The organism is Nostoc sp. NZL (assembly GCF_015714705.1).
In the GTDB taxonomy this organism is placed as follows: Bacteria; Cyanobacteriota; Cyanobacteriia; order Cyanobacteriales; family Nostocaceae; genus Nostoc; species Nostoc foliaceum_A.
In genome coordinates this window covers 39,294-60,970 of sequence record NZ_WBKL01000172.1, presented here as the reverse complement: position 1 = coordinate 60,970, position 21,677 = coordinate 39,294, and the positions used below count along the sequence as shown (strand labels likewise).

The 21,677-nt window shown below is 38.9% G+C and carries 17 protein-coding genes and 2 pseudogenes; 8 read left to right on the top strand and 11 right to left on the bottom strand.

What is annotated here, in order from left to right; translation table 11 throughout:
• Window positions 1–191, top strand: a pseudogene (locus tag F8R90_RS26020) (ISKra4 family transposase); the annotation flags it as partial.
• 215 nt (window positions 192–406) lie between these two features.
• Here the strand turns inward: F8R90_RS26020 and F8R90_RS26015 are convergent.
• The 4 genes and pseudogenes from F8R90_RS26015 to F8R90_RS26000 all read right to left on the bottom strand — a co-directional run.
• Window positions 407–613, bottom strand: a complete 207-nt coding sequence (locus F8R90_RS26015; RefSeq protein WP_190894651.1) for a phycobilisome linker polypeptide — start codon at window positions 611–613, stop codon at window positions 407–409.
• A gap of 223 nt (window positions 614–836) precedes the next feature.
• Complete coding sequence (gene apcB / locus F8R90_RS26010; RefSeq protein WP_069068902.1) at window positions 837–1,325, bottom strand: allophycocyanin subunit beta; 489 nt, start codon at window positions 1,323–1,325, stop codon at window positions 837–839.
• 65 nt (window positions 1,326–1,390) lie between these two features.
• A complete protein-coding gene (apcA, locus tag F8R90_RS26005; protein ID WP_094341663.1) occupies window positions 1,391–1,879 on the bottom strand; it encodes an allophycocyanin subunit alpha in 489 nt (162 codons plus the stop codon).
• A gap of 387 nt (window positions 1,880–2,266) precedes the next feature.
• Window positions 2,267–5,554, bottom strand: a pseudogene (locus tag F8R90_RS26000) (phycobilisome rod-core linker polypeptide); the annotation flags it as partial.
• Between the two features lie 539 nt (window positions 5,555–6,093).
• Between F8R90_RS26000 and F8R90_RS25995 the strand changes: the two are divergent.
• The 3 genes from F8R90_RS25995 (at window position 6,094) to F8R90_RS25985 (ending at window position 8,185) form a co-directional block, all read left to right on the top strand.
• Window positions 6,094–6,624: a hypothetical protein gene (locus F8R90_RS25995; protein ID WP_196513072.1), complete on the top strand. Its 531-nt coding sequence runs from the start codon at window positions 6,094–6,096 to the stop codon at window positions 6,622–6,624.
• A gap of 248 nt (window positions 6,625–6,872) precedes the next feature.
• Window positions 6,873–7,016 (top strand): hypothetical protein, encoded by a 144-nt coding sequence (locus F8R90_RS25990; protein WP_196513071.1) that lies wholly within the window; start codon window positions 6,873–6,875, stop codon window positions 7,014–7,016.
• A gap of 107 nt (window positions 7,017–7,123) precedes the next feature.
• A complete protein-coding gene (locus F8R90_RS25985) occupies window positions 7,124–8,185 on the top strand; it encodes a glycoside hydrolase family 2 TIM barrel-domain containing protein (RefSeq protein WP_196513070.1) in 1,062 nt (353 codons plus the stop codon).
• A gap of 162 nt (window positions 8,186–8,347) precedes the next feature.
• Here F8R90_RS25985 and F8R90_RS25980 read toward each other — a convergent pair whose 3' ends face one another.
• The 6 genes from F8R90_RS25980 to F8R90_RS25955 all read right to left on the bottom strand — a co-directional run bounded on the left by F8R90_RS25980 (window position 8,348) and on the right by F8R90_RS25955 (window position 16,487).
• Complete coding sequence (locus F8R90_RS25980) at window positions 8,348–9,481, bottom strand: glycosyltransferase family 2 protein (protein WP_230966888.1); 1,134 nt, start codon at window positions 9,479–9,481, stop codon at window positions 8,348–8,350.
• A gap of 51 nt (window positions 9,482–9,532) precedes the next feature.
• A complete protein-coding gene (locus F8R90_RS25975) occupies window positions 9,533–10,306 on the bottom strand; it encodes a glycosyltransferase (protein WP_196513069.1) in 774 nt (257 codons plus the stop codon).
• A 26-nt stretch (window positions 10,307–10,332) separates the two neighbouring features.
• Window positions 10,333–11,649 carry an EpsG family protein gene (locus F8R90_RS25970; protein ID WP_196513068.1) on the bottom strand — a complete coding sequence of 439 codons (1,317 nt, stop codon included), beginning with the start codon at window positions 11,647–11,649 and terminating at the stop codon, window positions 10,333–10,335.
• Window positions 11,650–11,675: 26 nt separating this feature from the next.
• The gene (locus F8R90_RS25965; RefSeq protein ID WP_196513067.1) at window positions 11,676–12,659 is read right to left on the bottom strand and encodes a glycosyltransferase; all 984 of its coding nucleotides are present in this window, start codon (window positions 12,657–12,659) and stop codon (window positions 11,676–11,678) included.
• 61 nt (window positions 12,660–12,720) lie between these two features.
• The gene (locus F8R90_RS25960) at window positions 12,721–14,199 is read right to left on the bottom strand and encodes an oligosaccharide flippase family protein (RefSeq protein WP_196513066.1); all 1,479 of its coding nucleotides are present in this window, start codon (window positions 14,197–14,199) and stop codon (window positions 12,721–12,723) included.
• Window positions 14,200–14,273: 74 nt separating this feature from the next.
• Window positions 14,274–16,487 (bottom strand): GumC family protein, encoded by a 2,214-nt coding sequence (locus F8R90_RS25955; RefSeq protein ID WP_196513065.1) that lies wholly within the window; start codon window positions 16,485–16,487, stop codon window positions 14,274–14,276.
• Between the two features lie 1,056 nt (window positions 16,488–17,543).
• Between F8R90_RS25955 and F8R90_RS25950 the strand changes: the two genes are divergently transcribed.
• Both F8R90_RS25950 and galE read left to right on the top strand, forming a co-directional pair.
• On the top strand, window positions 17,544–18,956 hold the full coding sequence (locus F8R90_RS25950; RefSeq protein ID WP_196513064.1) for a sugar transferase: 1,413 nt from the start codon (window positions 17,544–17,546) through the stop codon (window positions 18,954–18,956).
• 10 nt (window positions 18,957–18,966) lie between these two features.
• Entirely contained in the window at window positions 18,967–19,983 is a 1,017-nt protein-coding gene (galE, locus tag F8R90_RS25945) for a UDP-glucose 4-epimerase GalE (protein ID WP_196513063.1), read from the top strand.
• A 14-nt stretch (window positions 19,984–19,997) separates the two neighbouring features.
• Here the strand turns inward: galE and F8R90_RS25940 are convergent, their stop codons facing one another.
• On the bottom strand, window positions 19,998–20,771 hold the full coding sequence (locus tag F8R90_RS25940; RefSeq protein WP_230966885.1) for a 2-phosphosulfolactate phosphatase: 774 nt from the start codon (window positions 20,769–20,771) through the stop codon (window positions 19,998–20,000).
• Window positions 20,772–20,880: 109 nt separating this feature from the next.
• On the opposite strand from F8R90_RS25940, the gene F8R90_RS25935 reads away from it, so the two are divergent.
• Both F8R90_RS25935 and F8R90_RS25930 read left to right on the top strand, forming a co-directional pair.
• Window positions 20,881–21,255, top strand: a complete 375-nt coding sequence (locus F8R90_RS25935; protein WP_196513062.1) for a type II toxin-antitoxin system HicB family antitoxin — start codon at window positions 20,881–20,883, stop codon at window positions 21,253–21,255.
• On the top strand, window positions 21,252–21,674 hold the full coding sequence (locus F8R90_RS25930) for a type II toxin-antitoxin system VapC family toxin (RefSeq protein ID WP_196513061.1): 423 nt from the start codon (window positions 21,252–21,254) through the stop codon (window positions 21,672–21,674). The genes F8R90_RS25935 and F8R90_RS25930 overlap by 4 nt, the downstream gene beginning before the upstream one ends.
• Window positions 21,675–21,677: the final 3 nt, after the last annotated feature.

Below are 21,677 nucleotides of genomic sequence, written 5' to 3'. Positions count from 1 at the left end.
GCTCTCGTATTGTCAACTATGCCTATTACCAGGCTGAACAACTTTGTTCTATTGGTTCTGGAGCAGTTGAATCTGCTATTAAACAAATTGGTGCGAGAATTAAAATTTCTGGCGCACAGTGGAATGTTGATAGTGTTAATCACATCCTCTCTATTCGTTGTGCTTATCTCAATGGTTTGTTAACTATTTAAGTCTTTCTGCCAAAAGTGGATGCTCCCAATCGCTGCTACATAGACTAAACCCGCCTAAGCAGGTTATTTTATTAAGTTCACGCAGGTATACTTTGTTTGTGTAGCAGCTAATTATATGCTTAATTAACAGATTGTTTGTAGTATCAATTATCAACAAAAAAGAGGTCTTTGCTGACCTCTCACCAATTCCCTAAAATAATGTTCTATTTACAGAATTACGACAAGCCAGCATTAGCACCTTGCTTGCCAGTTGCCAGTTCTACTTTGATGATTTTACCGCCTGCTTTTTGAATGCGTTGCTGTTCGCGGAACCAGTTTTCATAGGGAACTAACTTAGTGAAGTAAGTATTTTGCAGTTCACGTTGGGTACGAATTCGGGTTTGGCTAGGAACTAGAGCAGTAATTTTAAAAAAACGGGCCATGTTTTGAAAATCTCCTGTAAACTTTGTGAAAACTTTTTTTATCTCAAAATCTTGAGTGCAAATCTTTTAATCATTCCAAGGCTGGAAATCAAACATCAATACTAGACCACCAACACTCATCGCTGATAATTTACCAAGATAAGCAATATAACGTTCTAGCACTCACGGTTGATTTCCAGACCTTAATAAAGCCGCACCTAAATTCTTAAGCGCAAACTAGTTCTTAGCTTAAGCCAGAAGAGATATAGTCTAAGTAAACACCCATTTCCTTACCAGCATCAGAACCAACCAAGCTAGCGGTTACTTCCTTGATTGCTTGGATAGCTTGAACAGTAGCACCAACGGGAACTCCTAAAGAGTTGTAGGTTTCCTTCAAGCCATTTAATACACGCTCATCCAAAATGGAAGGATCGCCAGCTAACATAGCGTAGGTGGCATAGCGGAGGTAGTAGTCCAAATCACGGATGCAAGCAGCATAGCGACGGGTGGTGTACATGTTACCACCGGGACGGGTGATGTCAGAGTACAGCAAAGATTTTGCTACAGCTTCTTTAACGATCGCAGCAGCATTAGCGCTGATGGTGCTAGCAGCACGTACTCGCAGTTCGCCAGTGGCGAAGTAGCCTTTTAGCTTCTCTAAAGCAGAAGAGTCTAGGTATTTACCTTGAACGTCTGCGGAGTTAATGACAGCGGTAATTGCGTCTTGAGCCATGTTGTTAATTCCTTATTTCCAACCGTATTGCAATACTTCTGTTTCAGTGAGTAAACAGCTTTACCCTATCCTAGAAGAGCACCAACTAGGTAGTCGAAGTAGCTACCAGCTTCACTAGCGTCATCACCAGACAGCAATGTACCAGCTACATTCTTCAGCCCACGGATACCTTCAGCGACGCCATCGATAGGAGTTCCCAAGGACTTGTACAGTTCACGGGCACCGATAACACCAATTTCTTCGATGGGGGTAACATCACCAGCAACGATACCGTAGGTAACGAGGCGGAGGTAGTAATCTAGGTCACGCAGACAAGTAGCAGTCAATTCTTGACCGTAAGCGTTACCACCAGGAGACACAACATCAGGACGCTTTTGGAACAGTTGATCGCCAGCTTGCTTAACGAGCCGTTCGCGATTTTCTGACAAAATTTGAGCAATCCGCACACGGCGCTCACCACTTGCAACGAAGGATTTGATCCGATCTAACTCGCCAGGGCTGAGATAGCGGGCTTCTGCATCAGCATTCACGATAGCTTTCGTGACAATACTCATTAATGGATTCCTCCAATACGAATGAAACCAGGATTTGATTAAACTGGTGCGACTTTAAAGTTGGTTCACTGAGTTTATCTTCTCGTCCTTTTAGACACAACAGTTTCATAACTGCTACGGCTAATAAATTACGAGTTTTCTTGAGTCCACACAAGTACGCAAGCTTTTAAACTCAGTTACCTTCCGCAAAACATTTTCCGGCATTCTGTTGAGCATTTATGACTGCTCTTAACACTTTGTAATATTCCTTTTCAGAATTACCTGTTTTAGCTGCAATCTGAGAGCGGTATTACGAAAGGTTACGAAGGGGACAGGGGACAGGAAATAATTTATTCCCTATTCCCTAATCCCTAATTTCTCTTCAGTCGCCTGAACACTGCCGAGTTAGTTACCTACTGGCAGAGATGGGAAGCGGTTGTAAGGCACAACATCTTCACCGAAGTAGCGGCTATATTCTGGGCTTTCGACTATTGCTTCTACAGCAGTCGACAAACCACTATCAGCTAGCAGCTTGTGATACTGGCGAATTTCTTCCTGATCTGCGGGTGTACGCCCCAACAGGTGACGGAAGAGGAACTCAATGACCTTGGCATGAGGATAAGGTGACAAGAAGCGCTGGCGATAAATTTGGGAACTGGCTAGTTCACGCACAAACTCCCGCACGGAAATTTCACCATTCTGGAGTTTGCTCTCTAGGTCAGGACGGCGGAAATTATCAGGTACTTCACCGCTAAATACATCCAACACTTGGCGGTAAATGGCGTTGATTGCCTGTTGTATTTCGGCTTGGTTGGTGCTTTCCGTTAGACGGTAAATGCGTGCATGTTTACGCACACCCAATTCCACAGTTTGTCCGGTAACGTCGTTGTAGGAACGACCCAGTTCAGCAAAGGAGGGCTTGCTCTGGTTTATACCATTTGTTTGCGCTGAATTTGCGATCGCCTGCGCCAAAAGCGGCGTATCGTTACTAACTCCTACACGCGGTTGCACTGGCTTAAAGCTAGGCACAACTACGTCATCATTTTGCTTGGTAAGCTGGTTGTACAGCTTCTCTGTATTCGGGAAGTTTGCCGCAGGTAGGGTTGGGAAGCGACGGTAAGGCACCGTATCTTCACCAAAGACCTGGTTATATTCCACACTATCTACCAATGCACCGATAAAAGCACGAATACCTTGAGTAGCCAAAATCTGGTTATACTTGCGGATTTCTGCTTGGTCTAGTGGCGCACGTCCCAAGAAGTGTTTGGTTCCTAACTCAATCACCTTGGTGTTGGGGTAGGGTGTGTAGAATTCTTTCAGGTAGAGGTTAGAGTAACCCAAACCTTCAATAAACTCCTTCACACTGATTTCGCCATTCCCTAGCTTGCTTTCCCACGCCGTAAATTCGTTTTTGGCGATGTAGGGAGCAATATCGCGCTCAAAAATCTGACGATATGCAGCACTAATCAAAGTTTGCACTGCAACTTTGTCACTGGTATTAGCCACCAGCTTAAAGATTTTGGTTTGTTCGCGTTGCTTGCTGACACCTTGGTTAATGCGGAACTGAATATCTGGTTCTGACCGTTTTTCTGTGACTGTACCCAATGTCACAAAACTTGGTGTTACTTCCTTGTGAACTTTCGCCGCAACATCTTCACGAATGGTACCAACGCGCAATTGTCGCCCTGATACACCACCAGGAGTCAAATACCGTTCATAAGGAATTGTATCTTCACCAAATGCTTCGGTGTATTCTACGCTGTTAATAATGGCATCAACCACCGCGTAAAAGCCTTGCTTCGCAGCAATGTCAAAGTACTTGTTGATTTCTTGACGACCATAGGTCGGACGACCCAACAAGCGGCGGTGAATATACTCGATCGCTTTACAAACATAGAGCGATGACCAGTACAGATTGCGGAATACATCCGACTTAGCCAAAGCACGGATAAACTCCCGCACAGAGATGTCGCCGTTTTCCAGCTTGATTTCCAATACCTTCGGGCGCTGACCTTCGTAGAGATCGCGACCGAAAACTTGCAGGTAAGCAGCTTTAATCAATGCTTGCGTGGAGCTTTCGGAGTATCTGACGCTAGAACCTTTGGCAGCCTTTCTACCAACAGTACCAGGTAGCTGGTCTAACTTGAACACCTTGGGTCCAAGGGTACCAGGAACTTCACCCCGCGCTTTGGGATTACTATTTTGGTTATTAATCCCTGCCCCTTGGTGAATCAGGATGCGCTTGGTATCCTTGCCAAAAGGAGCCGGACGGGTGCTAGGGTTGCGAGTTTCTTTCGGGAAAATCGCCCCAAACTGAATTTCCAAGGGGTCATTACCAGAACCATAGGGATGTTGGTCTGGTAGTGGTTGTTCGTAAGCAGCAAATGTGGTAATAAACTGAGGTATCTTGCGGAAAGGCGCACTGTAGTTAAACAGGTCTTGCTGCGGCCCCCAGTTGCGACATTCTTGTGCTTCTTGTCCCAGACCCCGCAGGTAGGGTACTGTTTCTTCGCCAAAATAGTCGCCGTATTCAGCAGAATCTACTAAGGCATCTACTAAGGCTGGCAGACCACCGTTAGAAATAATTGAGAAGTATTTTTGTACTTCTTCACGGCTACTTGGGCCTCGTCCTAGAATGTGACGGAAAGCCAGTTCAATGACTCGGCTGTTAATAAAAGGCTGGTAAAACTGTTTTTGGTAAAGGGGAGATTTAGCTAGACGACGGACAAACTCTTTCACGGAGATGTCGCCATTTTTCACTTTGGATTCTAGGTCAGATATGGACAAGCTATAAGCACGGGTAATGTCGCGCTCAAAAATTTGCCGATATGCAGCCTTGATTACCTCATTTTTTTCGCTACTTGACAACCCAGTTTTCATCACAAACTTGGGACGCCGTTCTGCCGCATTAAAGTAAATTTGCGGCAGTTGCAACCCTTGCTGGTCGCTAGAGGGGCGTTGGCGGACTTTATTTGAAGGTGTGGCTGCTTTGAATTCTGTTAGCAAAACATCCATGTACTGAGACACAATTTCTGTAGCCTCAGCATCCTTGCGGAAAAAGGAAAGCGACCCGGCTTTGATTTCTTGCAAAGCTACCAGCGTTGCTTCACCAGAGCAGGCATTTTCAATTATTTCCCGCAGACCCCGTGTATTCACCGCTATGATGTTGGGGTCGCCAGCAACGATCGCATAAGTAGCGTAGCGCAAGAACCAGGATAAATCCCGCAAGCTCTTGGCCATGTTGCTTGGGCCATATCGAGCAATGTTAATTGGTCTGAAACCTGGAGGTGTCGGACCACTGGGGGATGAGTTAAATATTGAGCGTAAATTTTCTAGGAACCCACCACGACTTTCAACGTAGGTTACAGTTCCCAGTTGCATCCCTTGTTGAACATTAGCACCACCACCAGCAGTTACTAGTTCTGCTTCTCTGGGCTTTTCTAAAAAAGCCATTGGCGAACCACCGACAAAAATCCGGTTGGCAGCGCGAGATACAATAATCTCGGCATTATCCGTCAGCGTCTGGGAAATTTCTAGACGCTTTGCACCAGATGCAAAATAGCTTGCGAGTTCATTTAACTCACCACTTCCCAAAAAGCGGTCTTGCTGCTCGGCTTGGGTAATTGTCGCTACAGCTAGGGTTTGATATAGTTGCGGACGCGCAACTGAGCTTCCACCACTTGCCTTAACACTCATCGGATTTGTAAAACTCCCATCATAATCATTTATGTGTTAAGTCTGGGTCGCTTTGAGGCTTGACACATCGGTGCGTCTGTGCTTTATGAGCTTGAGAGTACTGCCTGCAAAACTGCCAGTAAATTAACCCAGTTAGCTTTTAGATTAGAACGTTTTGCGTTCTCAAGGCTGGTTTATTAAGAAGTGTGTAGAACCTGTAGCTTAGATACATCCAGTCTTAAAAGTACATACTCTTGTTTGGCTGAGACAAAATCTAAGTTTTGTAACTAAGTAATAGGGTAAGCATGGTCTACTGATGCCGAAAACCCTTATTGTGATGTTTGTGGCAGTGTCCACTCTACGATTATTACAACTTATACAAAATTTTAGTTGAAACCAAATTGCCTTTAGCAATCTCAGTGGACAGTAGTCATTAGTCAATGTTAAGTTGTTTTTGCTACTAGCAAATGGGTATCAATAAATAACGTCACCCTGGAAATAATTCTTAACTTGTGATGGGTTAAGCGTTTGCTATCAACATTCTTTAACCGGAAAATACGATGTACAAAAGTTATAAATTTAACTATTTATTCAATGCTACTCTGTCTGCGATCGCAGTTATTTTAGCTATCACTCCTGCAAATGCGCTTCCAGATCAAAACATTAGCACCGTTGTTAAGTGGGCAAAAACACGATCGCAACTACCAACTTTGAGATACAACAGCGAAGCCCACGGCTACGATGGTACAAAGGGAAATTTATACTTTTATGCTGATGTCACTTCTCAAAATGGGACAGTGACTAAAGAAGGAATAACCGTTAGTCGTGACTCAAGCATCAAATTCAGCACAAAAAATGCCAAAGGAGTCAAACTACTAGAAAATATTTACAATTTAAACATTGCCAATGACTTCAAGCAGTCCCAGTATGTTACAAAAATTGGTCGCGACCAATTTTATCGTGGAAAAAAGTTTGCCTACATCACTGCGGCGGTTCAAGATGGAACTAATTTTCAGATAATTCCCTTGAGAAATTTACAAGATACAATCAATAAAACCAAATACTGCCAAACCCATGAATGTGACATTTGATTAACCTCAGAGCTTTGAATTGATGATTGCCAGTTCAAATCTCTACCCCATTGGTTAAACTCACAATTGCTGCAATCTTGCTCACCATCCCATATATAAAATATTAATCCCCTCTGTTGGCTCAAGGTGGTTTTTGCTGACAGGACTTTTCCATTTTTTTTGATTTTATGAACAAAGGCGTTAGTCGCCAGAATAAAGCCATAAATTCTGTGGGACTAGTGAGCCAGCACGCGCGATAGGGGATTTTCATGCCACAAATGACACTTGGTAACGCCCCAAGCGCTCTCTACGATACGCTGCGCGTAGAGAAACTATCACCAGAAGCAGAAGATCGACTTTTTGCTGAATCTCCAACGCCAAAGCATCAAAATGCTTTGGCGCAATGTCTCTAGCTTTGTTCCTAAATTTTTCTGAAACTTGATATTTGATGATCATAACGCGACGTAAATTTATAGCCTTGATTCCTAGTTTCATAGTAGCTAGTACTAGCAGCATTCTTTTGAGTTTCAATACTACCAAATATTTAACAGTTCATCGGAAAAGAAATTTACCCTTTTTCTTAGGCTGGTATGACCACATTTACAATATTGATGTTTCAACTCAAGTATCTTCTAAAGGAATTGATCTATTAATACCTTATGTAGGAGAAGCAGACAAGAGAAAAATTCAAGCATTTCTGGATACCTCTAAGAAAGCAGGAGTAAAAGTTTTATTAGAGATTTATCGTCCCCTAGTTGAATCAGAAAATATATTAGGAGTAAAAAATTTTATTCGTACTTATAAAAACCATCCTTCCGTTTATGGTTGGTATCTTTATGATGAACCAGAGATGAAAAAACCTACACCACTCTCTCCAGATTTATTAAAAAAGGTATACAAAGCTATTAAAAAAGAAGATAAAACTAAGCCAGTTGCTTTAGTTTTTGCTGGCATAAAAAAAATCGAATCTTACGCCGATGCAATGGATATACTGATGTGGGATCGTTATCCTTGCGAGGAGGGAGTTCCAGAATTTGAATGGGTATTATCTTACCGCAAGGCAATCTATAAAGTCATTTCTCTAGCTGATGTTAAAAATAAAAAATTTTGGAACGTACTACAGGCTTATAGCAGTAATCAGTTCAAAAAACGACTACCAACAAAGGCAGAATTTCGCTATATGTTTTATTTATCAGTCCTTACAGGGGCTGACGGACTGCTATTTTGGACGCACTACCGTTCTTCACATTTCTGGAATGAGTCAGTTTTGTATCCTACTATTCAGGAATTTCGAGATTACATTCCTGCAATCGTTAGAGGGGAAGATTCAAATAATCCAGTACAAGTAAATCACTCAAACATAGAAGTTAAATTATTCTCTATTCCTAATACTAAAAATTTTGTGATGATAGTTGTTAATCACAATAATACTCAGAGCAATTTCACTGTAAAACTTCCTCAAAAATTAGCTAGCAAAATAGTTACTTTTAATCAAAAGCCTATTACAAAACTAATTGCTGAGGGAGGTTTTAGTACTCTTTTAAAAGCTTACGAAGTTGGGTTATATCAAATGGGAATGTAAAACATGATTTGATAAAAATAATTATAGTTGAGATAAGGTATGGGAAAAAGGTGTTTTAGTTCTGTTTAGCTTTCTTCCCATAGTTTGGTTTTATTGTGCCAACTTATGCTACGCTTACTTATTTTGCATATTAATTAATCGATAAATATATAATATATTAATTTACCAAGTTTTTACTCTCATAATTTTCTGCCGAAATAATTGATATGCATATCCAGAAAAGTGAGCAATCGGCATACTTAATAAAGTGGTACCACAAAAAAACCAACAACTAAAAAATGATGGAATTTTATCTTCATTACCTCGCCAAATTTCGGAAGGAAAGCTTTTCCAGTATATCAAATTAACTCTTAAACTCTCTAAAAAAGGCAAAAATAAACCTATTGTAATTAATATTTCTATAGGCAGACCTAGCTTAGGAAATAGTAAATCAACAATCAGCAGTAAGATGACAGTAGATATAAATACAAAAGGTAGCAAACCCCTCAACTGCGATTTGATTTGGTGTTTTGTACTTGTTAAATAGCGACCTCTACCATATTTAAAATATTGAATAAACAAAGACTTCCAGCTTTTTCGAGGGTAGTACCAAGCACGAATTTTGGAGTCAATATATATTGCTTGTTTATTTTGAGCAATTAATCTTTGATTTAATTCAGCATCTTGATTAGTAATTTGTGTTGTGTCAAATACTTTTTTTAATCTTAAGTTTAATTCAGCATCTTCATTAGAACTTGCTTTTAAATTATAGGCTTGTATTTCTAGTAAACTCTTTTTCCAGAAACACCCTAAATAAACTGTATCCGCATAACCTGTATAGTTGGGATTTCTATATTTAGCTCCACCATTACCAAGAAAACTTTTGGATGCAAGGGAAACACCAGCTTGGAAGGAAGTTTGTGCAACAAAACGCTGCGCTCCACCAACATTGCTAGCTTTTGATTCTAGCAAAGCCTCTACACATCTTTCAATGTAGTCAGGTGCATAATCGGAATGAGCATCAATTCTAATAAAAATATCACCTACAGATTCAGAGAAAATCAAATTAAGACCAGCCGATTGGATTTTTTGAGGATTGTGTATTAATTTAACTCGTACGTCTTTATCTGATAGTTTTTTGACTATTTCTTGAGTGCCATCATTGCTGCCACCATCAGCCACAAATATCTCGATTAAGTTGGGATAACTTGTTCTTAAAAACCCTAAAACCAGGTTTTCTATATAATTTCCCTCGTTATAGGTTGGTATGGCTACAGTTACAGAAGGAAAAGTCTTGACTTTGGGTTCAACTAACATATTACATTTAGCTATGATATTGAATTTATTTTGGAGAAATAACAATTTAAGTTACAAGAATATTTTAATCGGGATCATCAGAAAGCGCATACATGCTTTTAAAAAGCACAGACTATCAGTTTTCAAGCTATTAATAGGAGATAGCGGAAAGTATTTTTTACGTAACTTTCTGTGTATTCTATAATGTTTAAAGACTTTTATAGAAGATACGCCTGTAGTGTCATAGTAAGAAATTGGAAAATATAGCAGGTGTGGTTGAGCAATCAAGGAGGCTCTAATATTAAAATCATAATCCATTTCTAAATTTAGCTGCTCATCATATAAGCCGACTTTCTGGATAAGCTTTTGAGAAAAAATAGTAGACTGATGACAGATAGGATTACGAGATAAAAATAAGTTTTGATCCCAAAGAATATACTGTTTGATATGTCGTTTTAAGTATTGCTTCCGGCTCATAGAAATAGTTTCTCCAAATGCCCAAAGCCACTTTTGTTTTACATAAGAATCTACAATTTTAGTAATTACTGCTTCATTAACTAAAGTATCTCCAGAATTTAAAAAAATCAATAAATTACCTGATGATTTCGTTAATCCTGCGTTAAAAGCATTAGCAATTCCAGTACCATTTTGCTGAAATATAGTTATTATTTTTTTATGATTATATCGATTGATAAGGGAAACTGTTTCGTCTGTTGAATGTCCATCAATAATAATGTGATTTATATATTTATAATCTTGCATACTAACACTATTTAAAGTTTTAAGTATACAATTGGAAGAATTTTTTGTCAGAGTAATTACATCAACTTGAATTAGGTTATTCATGAATTTTTAAACTTGTAGAGAGTTATTTACCACCGAGAAATAGCCAAATCAATATAATCTACAATAGATGATGTAAACAGACGCCCTTCTAAATAATTAAATGTAACATTTTTACCAGAATTAGCTTGTAAAAAATAAATAAAGTAACTAAACAATAAGGTAACTAAAATAACCATAGACCAAAATTTTATTGGTGGTTTAAGCTTACTCTTTCTTTCTAAAGGTAAATAGAAGAAAATTCCTAAAAACGATAGAAGTATAAGACTCAATCTCAAAGGAAGGTAATCAAGATTGCGCGTAAATAAAAATAAAATTGACTGCAATACATAAAGACATAACATACTTAGGTCTAAATGTTCTTCTTCTGAAGTAAGGCAACAATTTAAACTTGTCTCAATGTAATTATCTCGTGATAAATTTATATAAAAATAACCAAGAAAGGCTACAAGCACTAAATGAGCCAGGAAACCTATACTCGCCAATTGATTTTTTACAAAAAATGAACTTTTAGCAGCTAAGAAACTAAGTTGGGGAATACTACTAATTCTATCAAAGAGAGATGCGATAGTAGCTTGATTCACAGAATATATTAATCCAAATGCAAATAAACTAATACTGGTATATTTAAGTAAAATAATGATTTTATTAAAATATTTATATTGTAATAAGCTCTTTACATCAACGAATTGCATGATTATTATAGGTAAATAAAGGAGTATAGAGTAATGATTTAAAATACTTAAAAGCAGGAATAAAATACAAGTTACCTTATTTTTTTTAGAAACTAATGCACACAAAAAAAAAGCACTTGACATAAATTGGCGCATTATAAATGCTTGAAGATAAAATGCCGGATTTAGTAATATAAAAAATATCAGTAAAGCATAATATTTTTTTGAAAATCCCTTAGAGATTACGAAAAATGTCAGAAAATTAATAATAAAAGACCAAAATAATAGAAAGCCCAGTTCCGAACCATTACAAATAATAAATAATATAGAAGCGAGCAAATAAAAACCTGGTTCAAATGGAAAAATGTCTGATTTAAAACATTCTATAGGATTATCACCATTACAATCTCGATATGCTATTAAATATTGCTCAGTATCAGCTTGAATATCTATAAGACAACAAAAAAGAGTGACGGTTACTGCAACTAGCAGAAGTATAGAATTATTGAGTAAGCTGTCTAGGCTATAAGATTTTGAGTTTCTATTGAGAAATACAAATAAAACTAGTGGTAAAACTCCAATTATCGGAATGTTTAGCCATATAATTATTCCAACAAATAGCAAAATATACTTTTGATAGTTGTTTTGGACACTTGATAAGTTTAAAGTCATTATCTAATTCTTGTCTAATTCTATACTTAGGTATTCAATGATTTTTGAAATAAGCTTAACCAGATTATATGTTCTTGTTTATCCATCCTGACAATAGTAAATAAACTATAAATTTGACCTTTAGTCCAATTCCACATGATTAATGCTTCTGCTTTATTGTTCGGATTAATTGAAGCTTTAATATAGCAAGCAATTACTTGCAAAAACCCCTTGAAAATTCGGAGAATAGATACAAGCAACCAAATATAATAAGAACGGTTCCAACGCATAGCAGCAATGTAAGGAGCTGCGGCACCAAAACCATACATTAAGTTAAAAAGATAAGTTTCTGATATGCGCTTTGTGGGGATAAAATGATGCAGCACACAATCAGGCGTATACCAAAGTTGATAACCTGCGTTCAGAATTCGTAAAACTATCTCTGAATCTCCTCCTGCACTTAGCTTTTTTCCTTCTCTATCGTTGAGTAATTGTTTATCTAACCAGCCACTTTTATCAAGGGCAGTTCTACGAATAACTAAACCTGCACCTGGAATCTGGTAATTACCCCGATTTAACTGTTTTGAAGTTTCGCCGCGTTCATAGGCTGCATATTTACCTGAATGTTTGACAAGGATGGGGGAAGGAGTTATTTCCCAATCGAGAACTACCTTGCCACCAAAAGCACCACAATTTGGATGAGTTGCAGCAAATCGTGTTGCTTTATCTATCCAGTCTTCTGATAACAGGCAATCATCATCAACAAAAGCGAGCCATTCACTAGTTGTATTTTTAATTCCACATAAACGGGCGTGAGTTAATCCTTGTTTTTGCTCTACTATCCTAAACAAGCTAGGTATTCGTTGTAAATTAATGTGTTTTTCAACAACAGCACTAGTATCATCTGTACAGTTATTATCTACAACTAAAACTGTCCATTGATAGCTAGGAGATACTTTTGATAAGGAAAGGGCTGTAAGAACACGATCTAGTAAATTAGCGTTATTGTAAGTACAAATTATTATATCCATGAATACAACCCTGAATTATTTTTTAAGCTTAATAATCATTTATAAAATATAGCTGTAAAGCTTATTTTTTAACGGCGATATATTTTTTGATAGATGAGAACTTGTAGTTATTGCTAATAGCAAACCATGTCAATATAATAGTTGTTTGCATCGAACATATAATACATCTTAGTATATAATCATTTGGAAGCTGAAAGCTCAATAATACAACTATAAAAAACCAAATTAATGGAAACCATAGCCATTTAAACCAGAGAGTATAAGACACAGATAAACGTTTCATTCCAAAGACAGTTACCAGAAAGGTTGTGAGATATCCCAAATTACCTAGAATTGCTCCTATTAAGCCAAAATTATAAGCACCAATAGCGATTAATCCTAGTGACGAAAAACTGCCTAGCAGTTGAATCAATGCACAAGCCTTAACTGCATTTGTTCCTAACAAAGAATAGTAGCCGACTGCATGACACGAATAAAGTGCGTAAATTGCTGTTGCAATACAGAAGATAATTAAGTATTGACTTGCAGTTTGCTCAGAAAATAATAGTTTGAGAATTAATGGAGAGAGTGTTATGAGAGTTGCTCCCATTCCCAAAGCAACTAATCCATTGATTTGTGTAGCTTGTTTAAGTTGCTGTTCTAGTTGACGCTGATTAATGTTTTGCTGTCCAATTAGATTGCTTAAAGTGGGAAGCAAAGGCTGTACAGGTAATGCAGAAAATGAGTTGATTTGTGCGGTGATATCAGTAATACTTGCATAAACTCCAAGCGCCTGGGTACCTAACAAGCTACCAACAATCAGCCGATCGCCTCGACTAAAAAGCATACTTCCCAATGTGTTTAACCACATCATTAAGCTGTAGCCTCCTACTGCTACTGCTTTGTTTTGATTCCAACTCAGACGCAGGTTCATATTTTGGAGTAACGATCGCACTACCCAGATATGACTGACCAAAGTCACTACACCGACTCCAGCCTGCCACTGCATTAACTCAACTGTGCGACCTCCTAGCCAAACTACAATCAACATTCCGACATTGAGTAGCACAGACTGTATTGTATTCAGCACATTCATTAAGTCATAGCGCTGATGGGCTTGTTCGACACCAATCAAAATTTGTTGCAACAATCGCGCCGCTACTACTAACCCACCAATTTTGATAGCCTGTATAACTTTTAACTGTTGTAACTGACCCAATTTAGGAAATAAATTCATAATCGGTTCAGCACCCATCCAAAGAGCAACTACTGCTAAAGTTGCCAATATTAGCATTGCCCCAATAGTGACAGTCAAGGTTTGCGATAGTCCATCAACATCTTTCTTTCCTAAGTCTTGAGAAACAAATACAGTTGTGGCTGTGGATAGACCCGCTTCAGCTAAAGTAACCATTACCACCACAGCAGAAGCTAGAGTCCATAGTCCATACTCTTCAATTCCCAACAGGCGAATTAGTATAGGAATAATTAGTATGCCTAGCCCTATTTTGATTAATCCTGTTATTGAGTTGTAAAAACCGTTCTTAAGTAAGCTATTTTTCACCAAAAATATTCTCTTTTAATACAAGCATTAACGCAAAAATACTAAAATAGTTAAGTTAAATCGCTATCAAGGGATTAGGAAATGCGTATATTGGGAAACTTCAGTTCACCCTTACCATTCCGCAGCTTGCCGCCGTAGGCATCGCTGCTATTTTTGTCGTAATAACTCTTCTGGTTGTAGTAAATAAAACCGCTATCAGCAGTAACTCCATTCATCACCATTCCCAAAACACGCGATCGCGCTTGCTCAAGCATCATCTTCGTACTCTTAGCAACAGCACAATCAAGCACTCCAGGACGTACAACCAGCAATATCCCATCTGCCATCTTGCCCAGCATCAGTGCATCACCAAACAAACTCAAGGCAGGAGTATCAATAATGACGCAATCATAGTCTTTGGCTGCCTCTTGAATTAACAAAGCCATGCGTTGTGAATCTAGCAATGCTGCGGGGTTGGGTGGAATTGTCCCAGCCGTTAATAGATCCAAGTTAACTAATACTTCTTGGGTGGTGCTACGAAACTCCGCTTGACCAACTAAAACATTACTTAGTCCGACTGGGTTAGATAATTTCCAGATTTCCTGTTGGCAGGAGTGACGCATATCCGCATCTACTAATAGGATTCTGCGTCCCATGTGTGCTTTAGCTACTGCCAAATTTGCAGCCACAAATGATCTACCTTCACCTGGAGTTGAACTAACTACGGCAATTACTTTTAGTGGTTTATCAGAGATGGTAAAATCCAGGTTTGTCTGAAGCATCTCAAAGGCTGAACTTGCTCCCGAATATGGATTATCTCTCACTGGCAGTTCTACTAAAGCTTCCCCACCATTTTTAGCTTTTTGACCCAAGTGAGGAATCGTACCGAGTAAAGGATAACCTAATAACTGCTGGGCTTGCTCAAGAGTTTTGAGAGATTGATCCATAGCTTCTAACATCAGAGCTAACCCTACACCCAGCAAAATTCCCACAAATCCACCTAGCGCCAGGTAAAGGGCAATTTTGGGAGAAACAGCTTTTTTAGGAAGTAAAGCCGCAGATACTACCCTGGCATTACCGACATTTTGATTTACTACTACCTCGACTTCTTGCGATCGCTTCAGCAGTTCTTCATAGGTAGACCTCGCTACTTGCAACTGTCGCTCTAGCTGCTGCTGTTTTTCTTGCAGTTGGGGTAAGACACTCAATCGTCTTTGGGAAAGTGCGTATGCATTCTGCAAAACTGTAACTCGGTTAGCTAATGCTGACCGTTCTACATCCGACTGTACCAGTTGGGCCAGTAGGGTCTGCTTGAGTTCTCCCATCCCTAAATTCTGCGCTGGTACAGATTTTTCTCTGCCTGCATTCTCAAAAATTCGAGTCTCTAGCTGCTTTTTCAGGGCTGCTTCTTTTGCTAATAAATTAGCGATCGCAGGATGTTTGTCTGTATAGCGAGTCTGTTCTACTGCTAACTGATTTTGCACTTGCTGGTATTCTGTTAATACCTCCTGCACAGCTTTTGATTGACTTAAATTCCCCGTATCCACAGCCTGCTGGGAATTCAATCTCAATTGACGTTGCAGAAGTTGTGAGCGAGTCTCAGCATCCGTTAAATTTGCCTGAGCTTGGGTAATCTGGTCTGATAAATCCGCAAGTCTGTCCACTCCTTTTGCCGCTTCTTGCTCTAAGGCAATTACCCGATTTTCTTCTTTAAACCGACGCAAAGCTGCCTCTGATTTAACTACCCTTGCTTCAACTTCAGGCAATTGCTTAGTCAAAAACTTCTGTGCCACTGTCGCTTGGGTTTGGTTAATGCGAATATTATTCTCCAGGTAATATCTCATCAGCAAATTCACAACATCTGCGGCTTCTTTGGGATTGCTACTGCTGTAGGAAATCGCCAAAATATCTGTACCCCGGACAATCTTAATTTTGATTTTTTTGAGAAACTCATCTATTTCTAAGGGTATTCCTTGCTTACCTACCAAGTTGAGACTAGCGATAGTTTTTTCAACTATCGGGTTAGAACGAATTACCTCTGCTTCTGTATCCAACGGGCTGCTGAGTTGAGTCACACTGCTCAACTCTCCAACTTGTGCCGAGGGACTTGTCAGCGAAGAAACACGGTCAGTTTTACTAAAGAGCAACTTGCCTTCTGCTTCATAAATTGGTTTTTGTCTGATGGCAGTTAAAGCTGACAGTCCAAAAATAGAGGCAGTCACCGCAGCTATGACTAACCAACGCCTTTTCAGGATCAGCGAATATTGTTGCAAATCTAGGGAGTTTTGGTCTTCTTGGTTAGAGGGCATGGAATATATTGCGAATACCTAAAATACTTACTAATTTTGCTTCACAATCAAATTTGGCAGTCTAAGACAGTAATTTTGACATCCTTAAGTATAAATGCATGTAAAATAATGTATAAAAAATATTAAAATTACTGTGTTTTTATATTTACTTTCTTATTTTGTTACATCTTTTTAGTTTTATCCCAGAAACATTATCTAAATGTCAAGGTATTTTTAATATTCTTTCTCTGAGATTTTATATTACTTCGACAAGTATCTGAATTAAATAAAATTTTAACCTTCAGATAGCCTTATATACTAGTATATAAGGCTACGGATATTCAAATTAAACAATTTCGGTTTGATTGTAGTATATTTAAGAGTATTTTTCTTATTTAAGCATTAATACTCAAAATATGTAAATAGATGCTGGGGTTATAAAATTAACTAAGCATTTATAAAAATGTAAACGATGACAAGTAAGTTGGCCCAATAAACCAAACTATGCAAATCAAAATTAAATAGGCTGAGTTCCTTCTATATCAGGCTTTTTGGCTCTTAAATTTTGCTTTATCCCAACTACAAATATTTACGTCGACCGACTTAAATTAGAGAATACTAGTATTACAGTATTGGCACAACTTGTAATCTTCTATATCCGGTTTATAGCAGTAGTTCAGCAGTTTTAATAAATCTTTTTCACGAGTTGATCACTCGGTCAATACGTACTTTCAAAGTAAATCTACGCTAATTATTTAAATTTAAAGTTCATATTGACTACATTCATGGCATCATGCAAATATAAAGGTAACAAATTGAAACCTGTAGTCTAAGTTCGACAGCGAACGTAAGTAAGATGTATATATTAAAAATATAGTACGTAAAACCGCTGGCAATTCCTTTTGCAATCCGTAATACCCAATACCCCATTCACTTGAAACATAGTGTATTATAAAAATTTCTCGCTTCTGTAATTTTTGATACAATCAAACTAGTCTTTATTACTACCATCTTTAAACCTCTTGCTGCCTTTAACAAACAAATAAATACCAGGATACTGAAGAATCAGAAAAATCAATGACTCTTACAAGTTATGTCAGTTCTCCTGCCAATACTAGACTGCCAAACATAGTCCGTAGCCTACCGATATTGCTCTTGTTAGGAGATATTTTTGGGTTGCTCATTTGTTTAGCGATCGCACAATGGTTGCGTTTAGATCAACCCTTAAATTGGCTCAATCCATTGCCTTACGGATTTGTGTGCATGACACTTGCAACGTTTTATTTAGCAGATGCGTACCATCCAGATCGGCAAATTGCAGGTTTAAGAGCGCCTGCTCGAATTATTGTTTGTAACATTGCGATCGCATTTTTCGTTTCTGCCCTAATTTACTTGTCAGGTATTGCCCAACATAACCCGGTATCGTGGCGGAGTGTCTTCTTACCTAGCTTGGGAATCTTTACTATCTGGTCAGTAATATTGCGCGTGATAGCAGTGAAATGGGTGCGATCGCACGCTCTGAAAAGTCGTTGGTTGATACTAGGAGCAGAGGATAATGCCATTAAATTTGCACAGAAATTGCTGGTACTTAATCCTTTAGGAAAGTTGACTGTTCTAGCAGAAGAAAATCAAACAACCATAGACTTACCAAAAAGCAATCTGAGTTATCAGGGAAATCTGAGCGATTTGTCGCAATGGAGTCAAGAATCCTGGTCTGGGGTTATAGTTACAGCCCAGATAAATTTTTCCAAATCTCAAGCACAACAGTTAATGCAAATGCGGTTGCGAGGCATTCCGGTTTACACATTGCCGGATGTTTACCAAACATTTTGGTATAAACTTCCTTCATCGCTGCTACAAGATAAATGGTTGGCTTTTAGCGATGGTTTTAACCTAATGCCTGGTTACTTCAGTATGAAACTGAAGCGAGTTGTCGATCTCATATTGATCCTCTTTTTACTAGTATTAGTTGCACCACTTCTGTTATTGGTTGCATTACTAATTAGATTAGATAGTCCTGGCCCAGTATTGTACAGTCAGCAGCGAAGTGGGTTGTACGGTAAACCATTTAGAGTTTATAAATTTCGCTCCATGTATCAAGATGCAGAAAAGTCTGGGGCGCAGTGGGCAAGTCAACGCGATCCACGGATCACCAGAATCGGATATTGGCTACGTTTGTTGCGTATTGATGAATTACCCCAAATCTGGAACGTCTTACAGGGTGAAATGAGTCTGATTGGTCCTCGTCCAGAACGACCAGAATTTGATGTCAAACTTAAAGAAGCGATTCCCTACTATGAAATACGCTATTTGGTAAAACCGGGAATTACAGGCTGGGCACAGGTTATGTATCCCTATGGAGCATCTATCGAAGATGCTTACGAAAAGCTTTCTTACGATCTGTATTACATCAAAAATTATTCCATTTGGTTGGATTTAGCGATCGCCTTCAAAACCATTCGAGTAGTTTTGTTAGGTAAAGGTAGATAAGGAAAAAGAAATGAAAAAGAAAATATTGGTAACTGGCGGTGCTGGTTACATTGGTTCCCATGTAGTTCGTCAACTAGGGGAAGCTGGTTATGATGTCGTAGTCTATGACAACTGCTCTACAAGTTCACCAGCATCCGTACTACACGGGAAACTAATTATTGGCGATTTAGTAGACACCGGGCATCTTTATCAAATTTTTGCCCAGCATGAATTCAGCGCAGTCTTACACTTCGCCGCTAGTCTGATTGTTCCAGAATCACTAGCTCATCCCCTCGACTACTACGCAAACAACACCCGCAACACCTTAAATTTACTGCGCTGCTGTAGCGTTATGGGTGTTAACAAGTTCATTTTTTCCAGCACAGCCGCAGTCTATGGGGAAGTAGAAGAAAATCCTGTTACTGAGTTGAACCCTACACAGCCGATTAATCCTTACGGACGTTCAAAGTTGATGAGTGAATGGCTGATCCAGGACTATGCGGCAGCATCTTCAATGCACTACGTAATTTTACGTTACTTCAATGTAGCAGGTTCTGAACCACGTGGACTATTGGGGCAAATGTCACCGAATGCCACTCACTTGATTCGGGCTGCTTGTGATGCGGCACTCAAGCGTAAGCCAGAAGTACGAATTTTTGGTACTGATTTTCCTACGCCTGATGGAACCGCAATCCGAGACTATATCCATGTCGAGGATTTGGCGACTGCTCATTTAGATGCTTTGGATTACTTAGAAAAAAGAGGTGAAAGCCAAATTTTTAACTGCGGTTATGGGCAAGGATACAGTGTGCGACAAGTTATTGAGAGAGTCAAGGCTATTTCTGGTGTAGATTTTCCCGTTATTGCCGCACCACGCCGTCCGGGCGATCCTGCCTGTGTTGCAGCTTGTGCTGATAAAATCCGTAGGGTTTTGGGCTGGCAGCCGAAGCACGATGATTTAGACGAGATTATCGACACAACTATTACTTGGGAAAAACATAAGAGTAACTTGGCAAGACAAAGGCATCTAAATATGGCATATGCGTAATTAAACTGTGATACCTAATTAACCTTGTACCAGGAATTTACATAGGCATTATCGCTAAACAAAGGCACGCAATCACTGATGTTAAAAGCAGATGACAGTTCAACATCTGACTCAAAACCTTTTTCAATCAACTCTTTACCCGAACTGCATTTTTTCAAGTACCCTATTAAATCGTGCTGGAAAGCCTGAAATGTTGTCACAGCAACTTCAGCTTCAGGTGATAAACTGCCATGTAAATAACTAAGAATTGCCCCAGCACCAATTAAATCTTCAAATGCAGGTCTTAGGCTACCATCTTCTTTCCATCTTTCACCGGCAGGAATCACAGCGATTTTATCACCATACTTTTGAGCAAACTGCGCTACAGCTTGGCAATTTCGCAAGCAACCAGCCAAAGTTGGTGTATTTCCAGTATGTAAAGTCAGAAAAGAACCATTAGGTGATGGTAAAACTAGTCTAGTTCCAGCAGGAATCTGAGCCACAGATTTTGGCGAGAGAGAATACCCAGTTGTAGTCCAACGTTGTCTATGACTTGCCAACTCTGCTTGCACTGATTTGGCATAATCTATGACAGATTCATCTCTCATTGCGTAGGGAAAAATTATCGCGCCGTTCTTGGTGGCAATTTCCACGCAGGTAGAAAAAGAGAGAACGTCAACTATTACAATTACATCACTGATAGAAGCGAGTTGAGCAACTCCTTGTACACCCCATTCACAGCGTAAATTAAACTCTGATTGGTTGTAAATCATTGGTGCGATCGTAAAAGACAATATGATAAAAATCAAAACATATATTAAGTAAGGTAGTGTAAATTCCTAAAGGTTTGTAGTCAGCACAAAACAGTAAGTAGGCCAGCAGTTATAATCAATATAAAACTTCAAGGTTTAAAATATTATGAATTTAACTGTAAAAACTTATCCTAACAATACTGTACCCAAGTTAAATTATGATGTGCTGATTGAAAATCAAGAAGATGGTGGGGTTATTGCGACAGTGTTAGGCTTGCCAGATTTTAAAGCCTCTGGTGTGAATAAAGAAGAAGCACTAGAGAAACTAATTCAACTTTTACAAGAGCGAAAACCAGAAATAGTAACTTTGGAAATTGAACCTCCCCAAACCGAACATCCTTGGACGAAATTTGCGGGTATGTTCAAGGATGATCCTCAATTTGACGAGGTGCTGGCATATATAGAAGCTGATCGCCGCGAACTTGACGCACAAATGGAGGAATATTATCGGCAACTTGATGCAGAGGATGAAGCTAAGTGACTTTATGGATACTTGATACGGATCACGTCTCACTTTTTCAACAGCGACATCCAGTTGTCACGCAGCGTATCAATGCAGTTAATTCTGAAGACATTGCCATAACGATAATTACAGTTGAAGAACAACTGCGTGGGAGGTTTAATGTAATCAGAAAGGCTTCGTCATCTGATACATTGCTATTAGCTTACACAAAGCTACAGGCTACTTTAGAGTTTTTCAAAAATGTGCGATCGCTAGCATTTGGCGAGTATGCTATTAATTGTTACGAAGACTTGATTCGTCAAAGCATCCGCATTAGTACTCAAGATTTACGCATTGCGGCAATTACGTTGTCGGTGAATGGGATTTTAGTAACCCGCAACCGCAAGGATTTTGAGAAAGTTCCTAATTTGCGTTTAGAAGATTGGACTATATCTTAATTT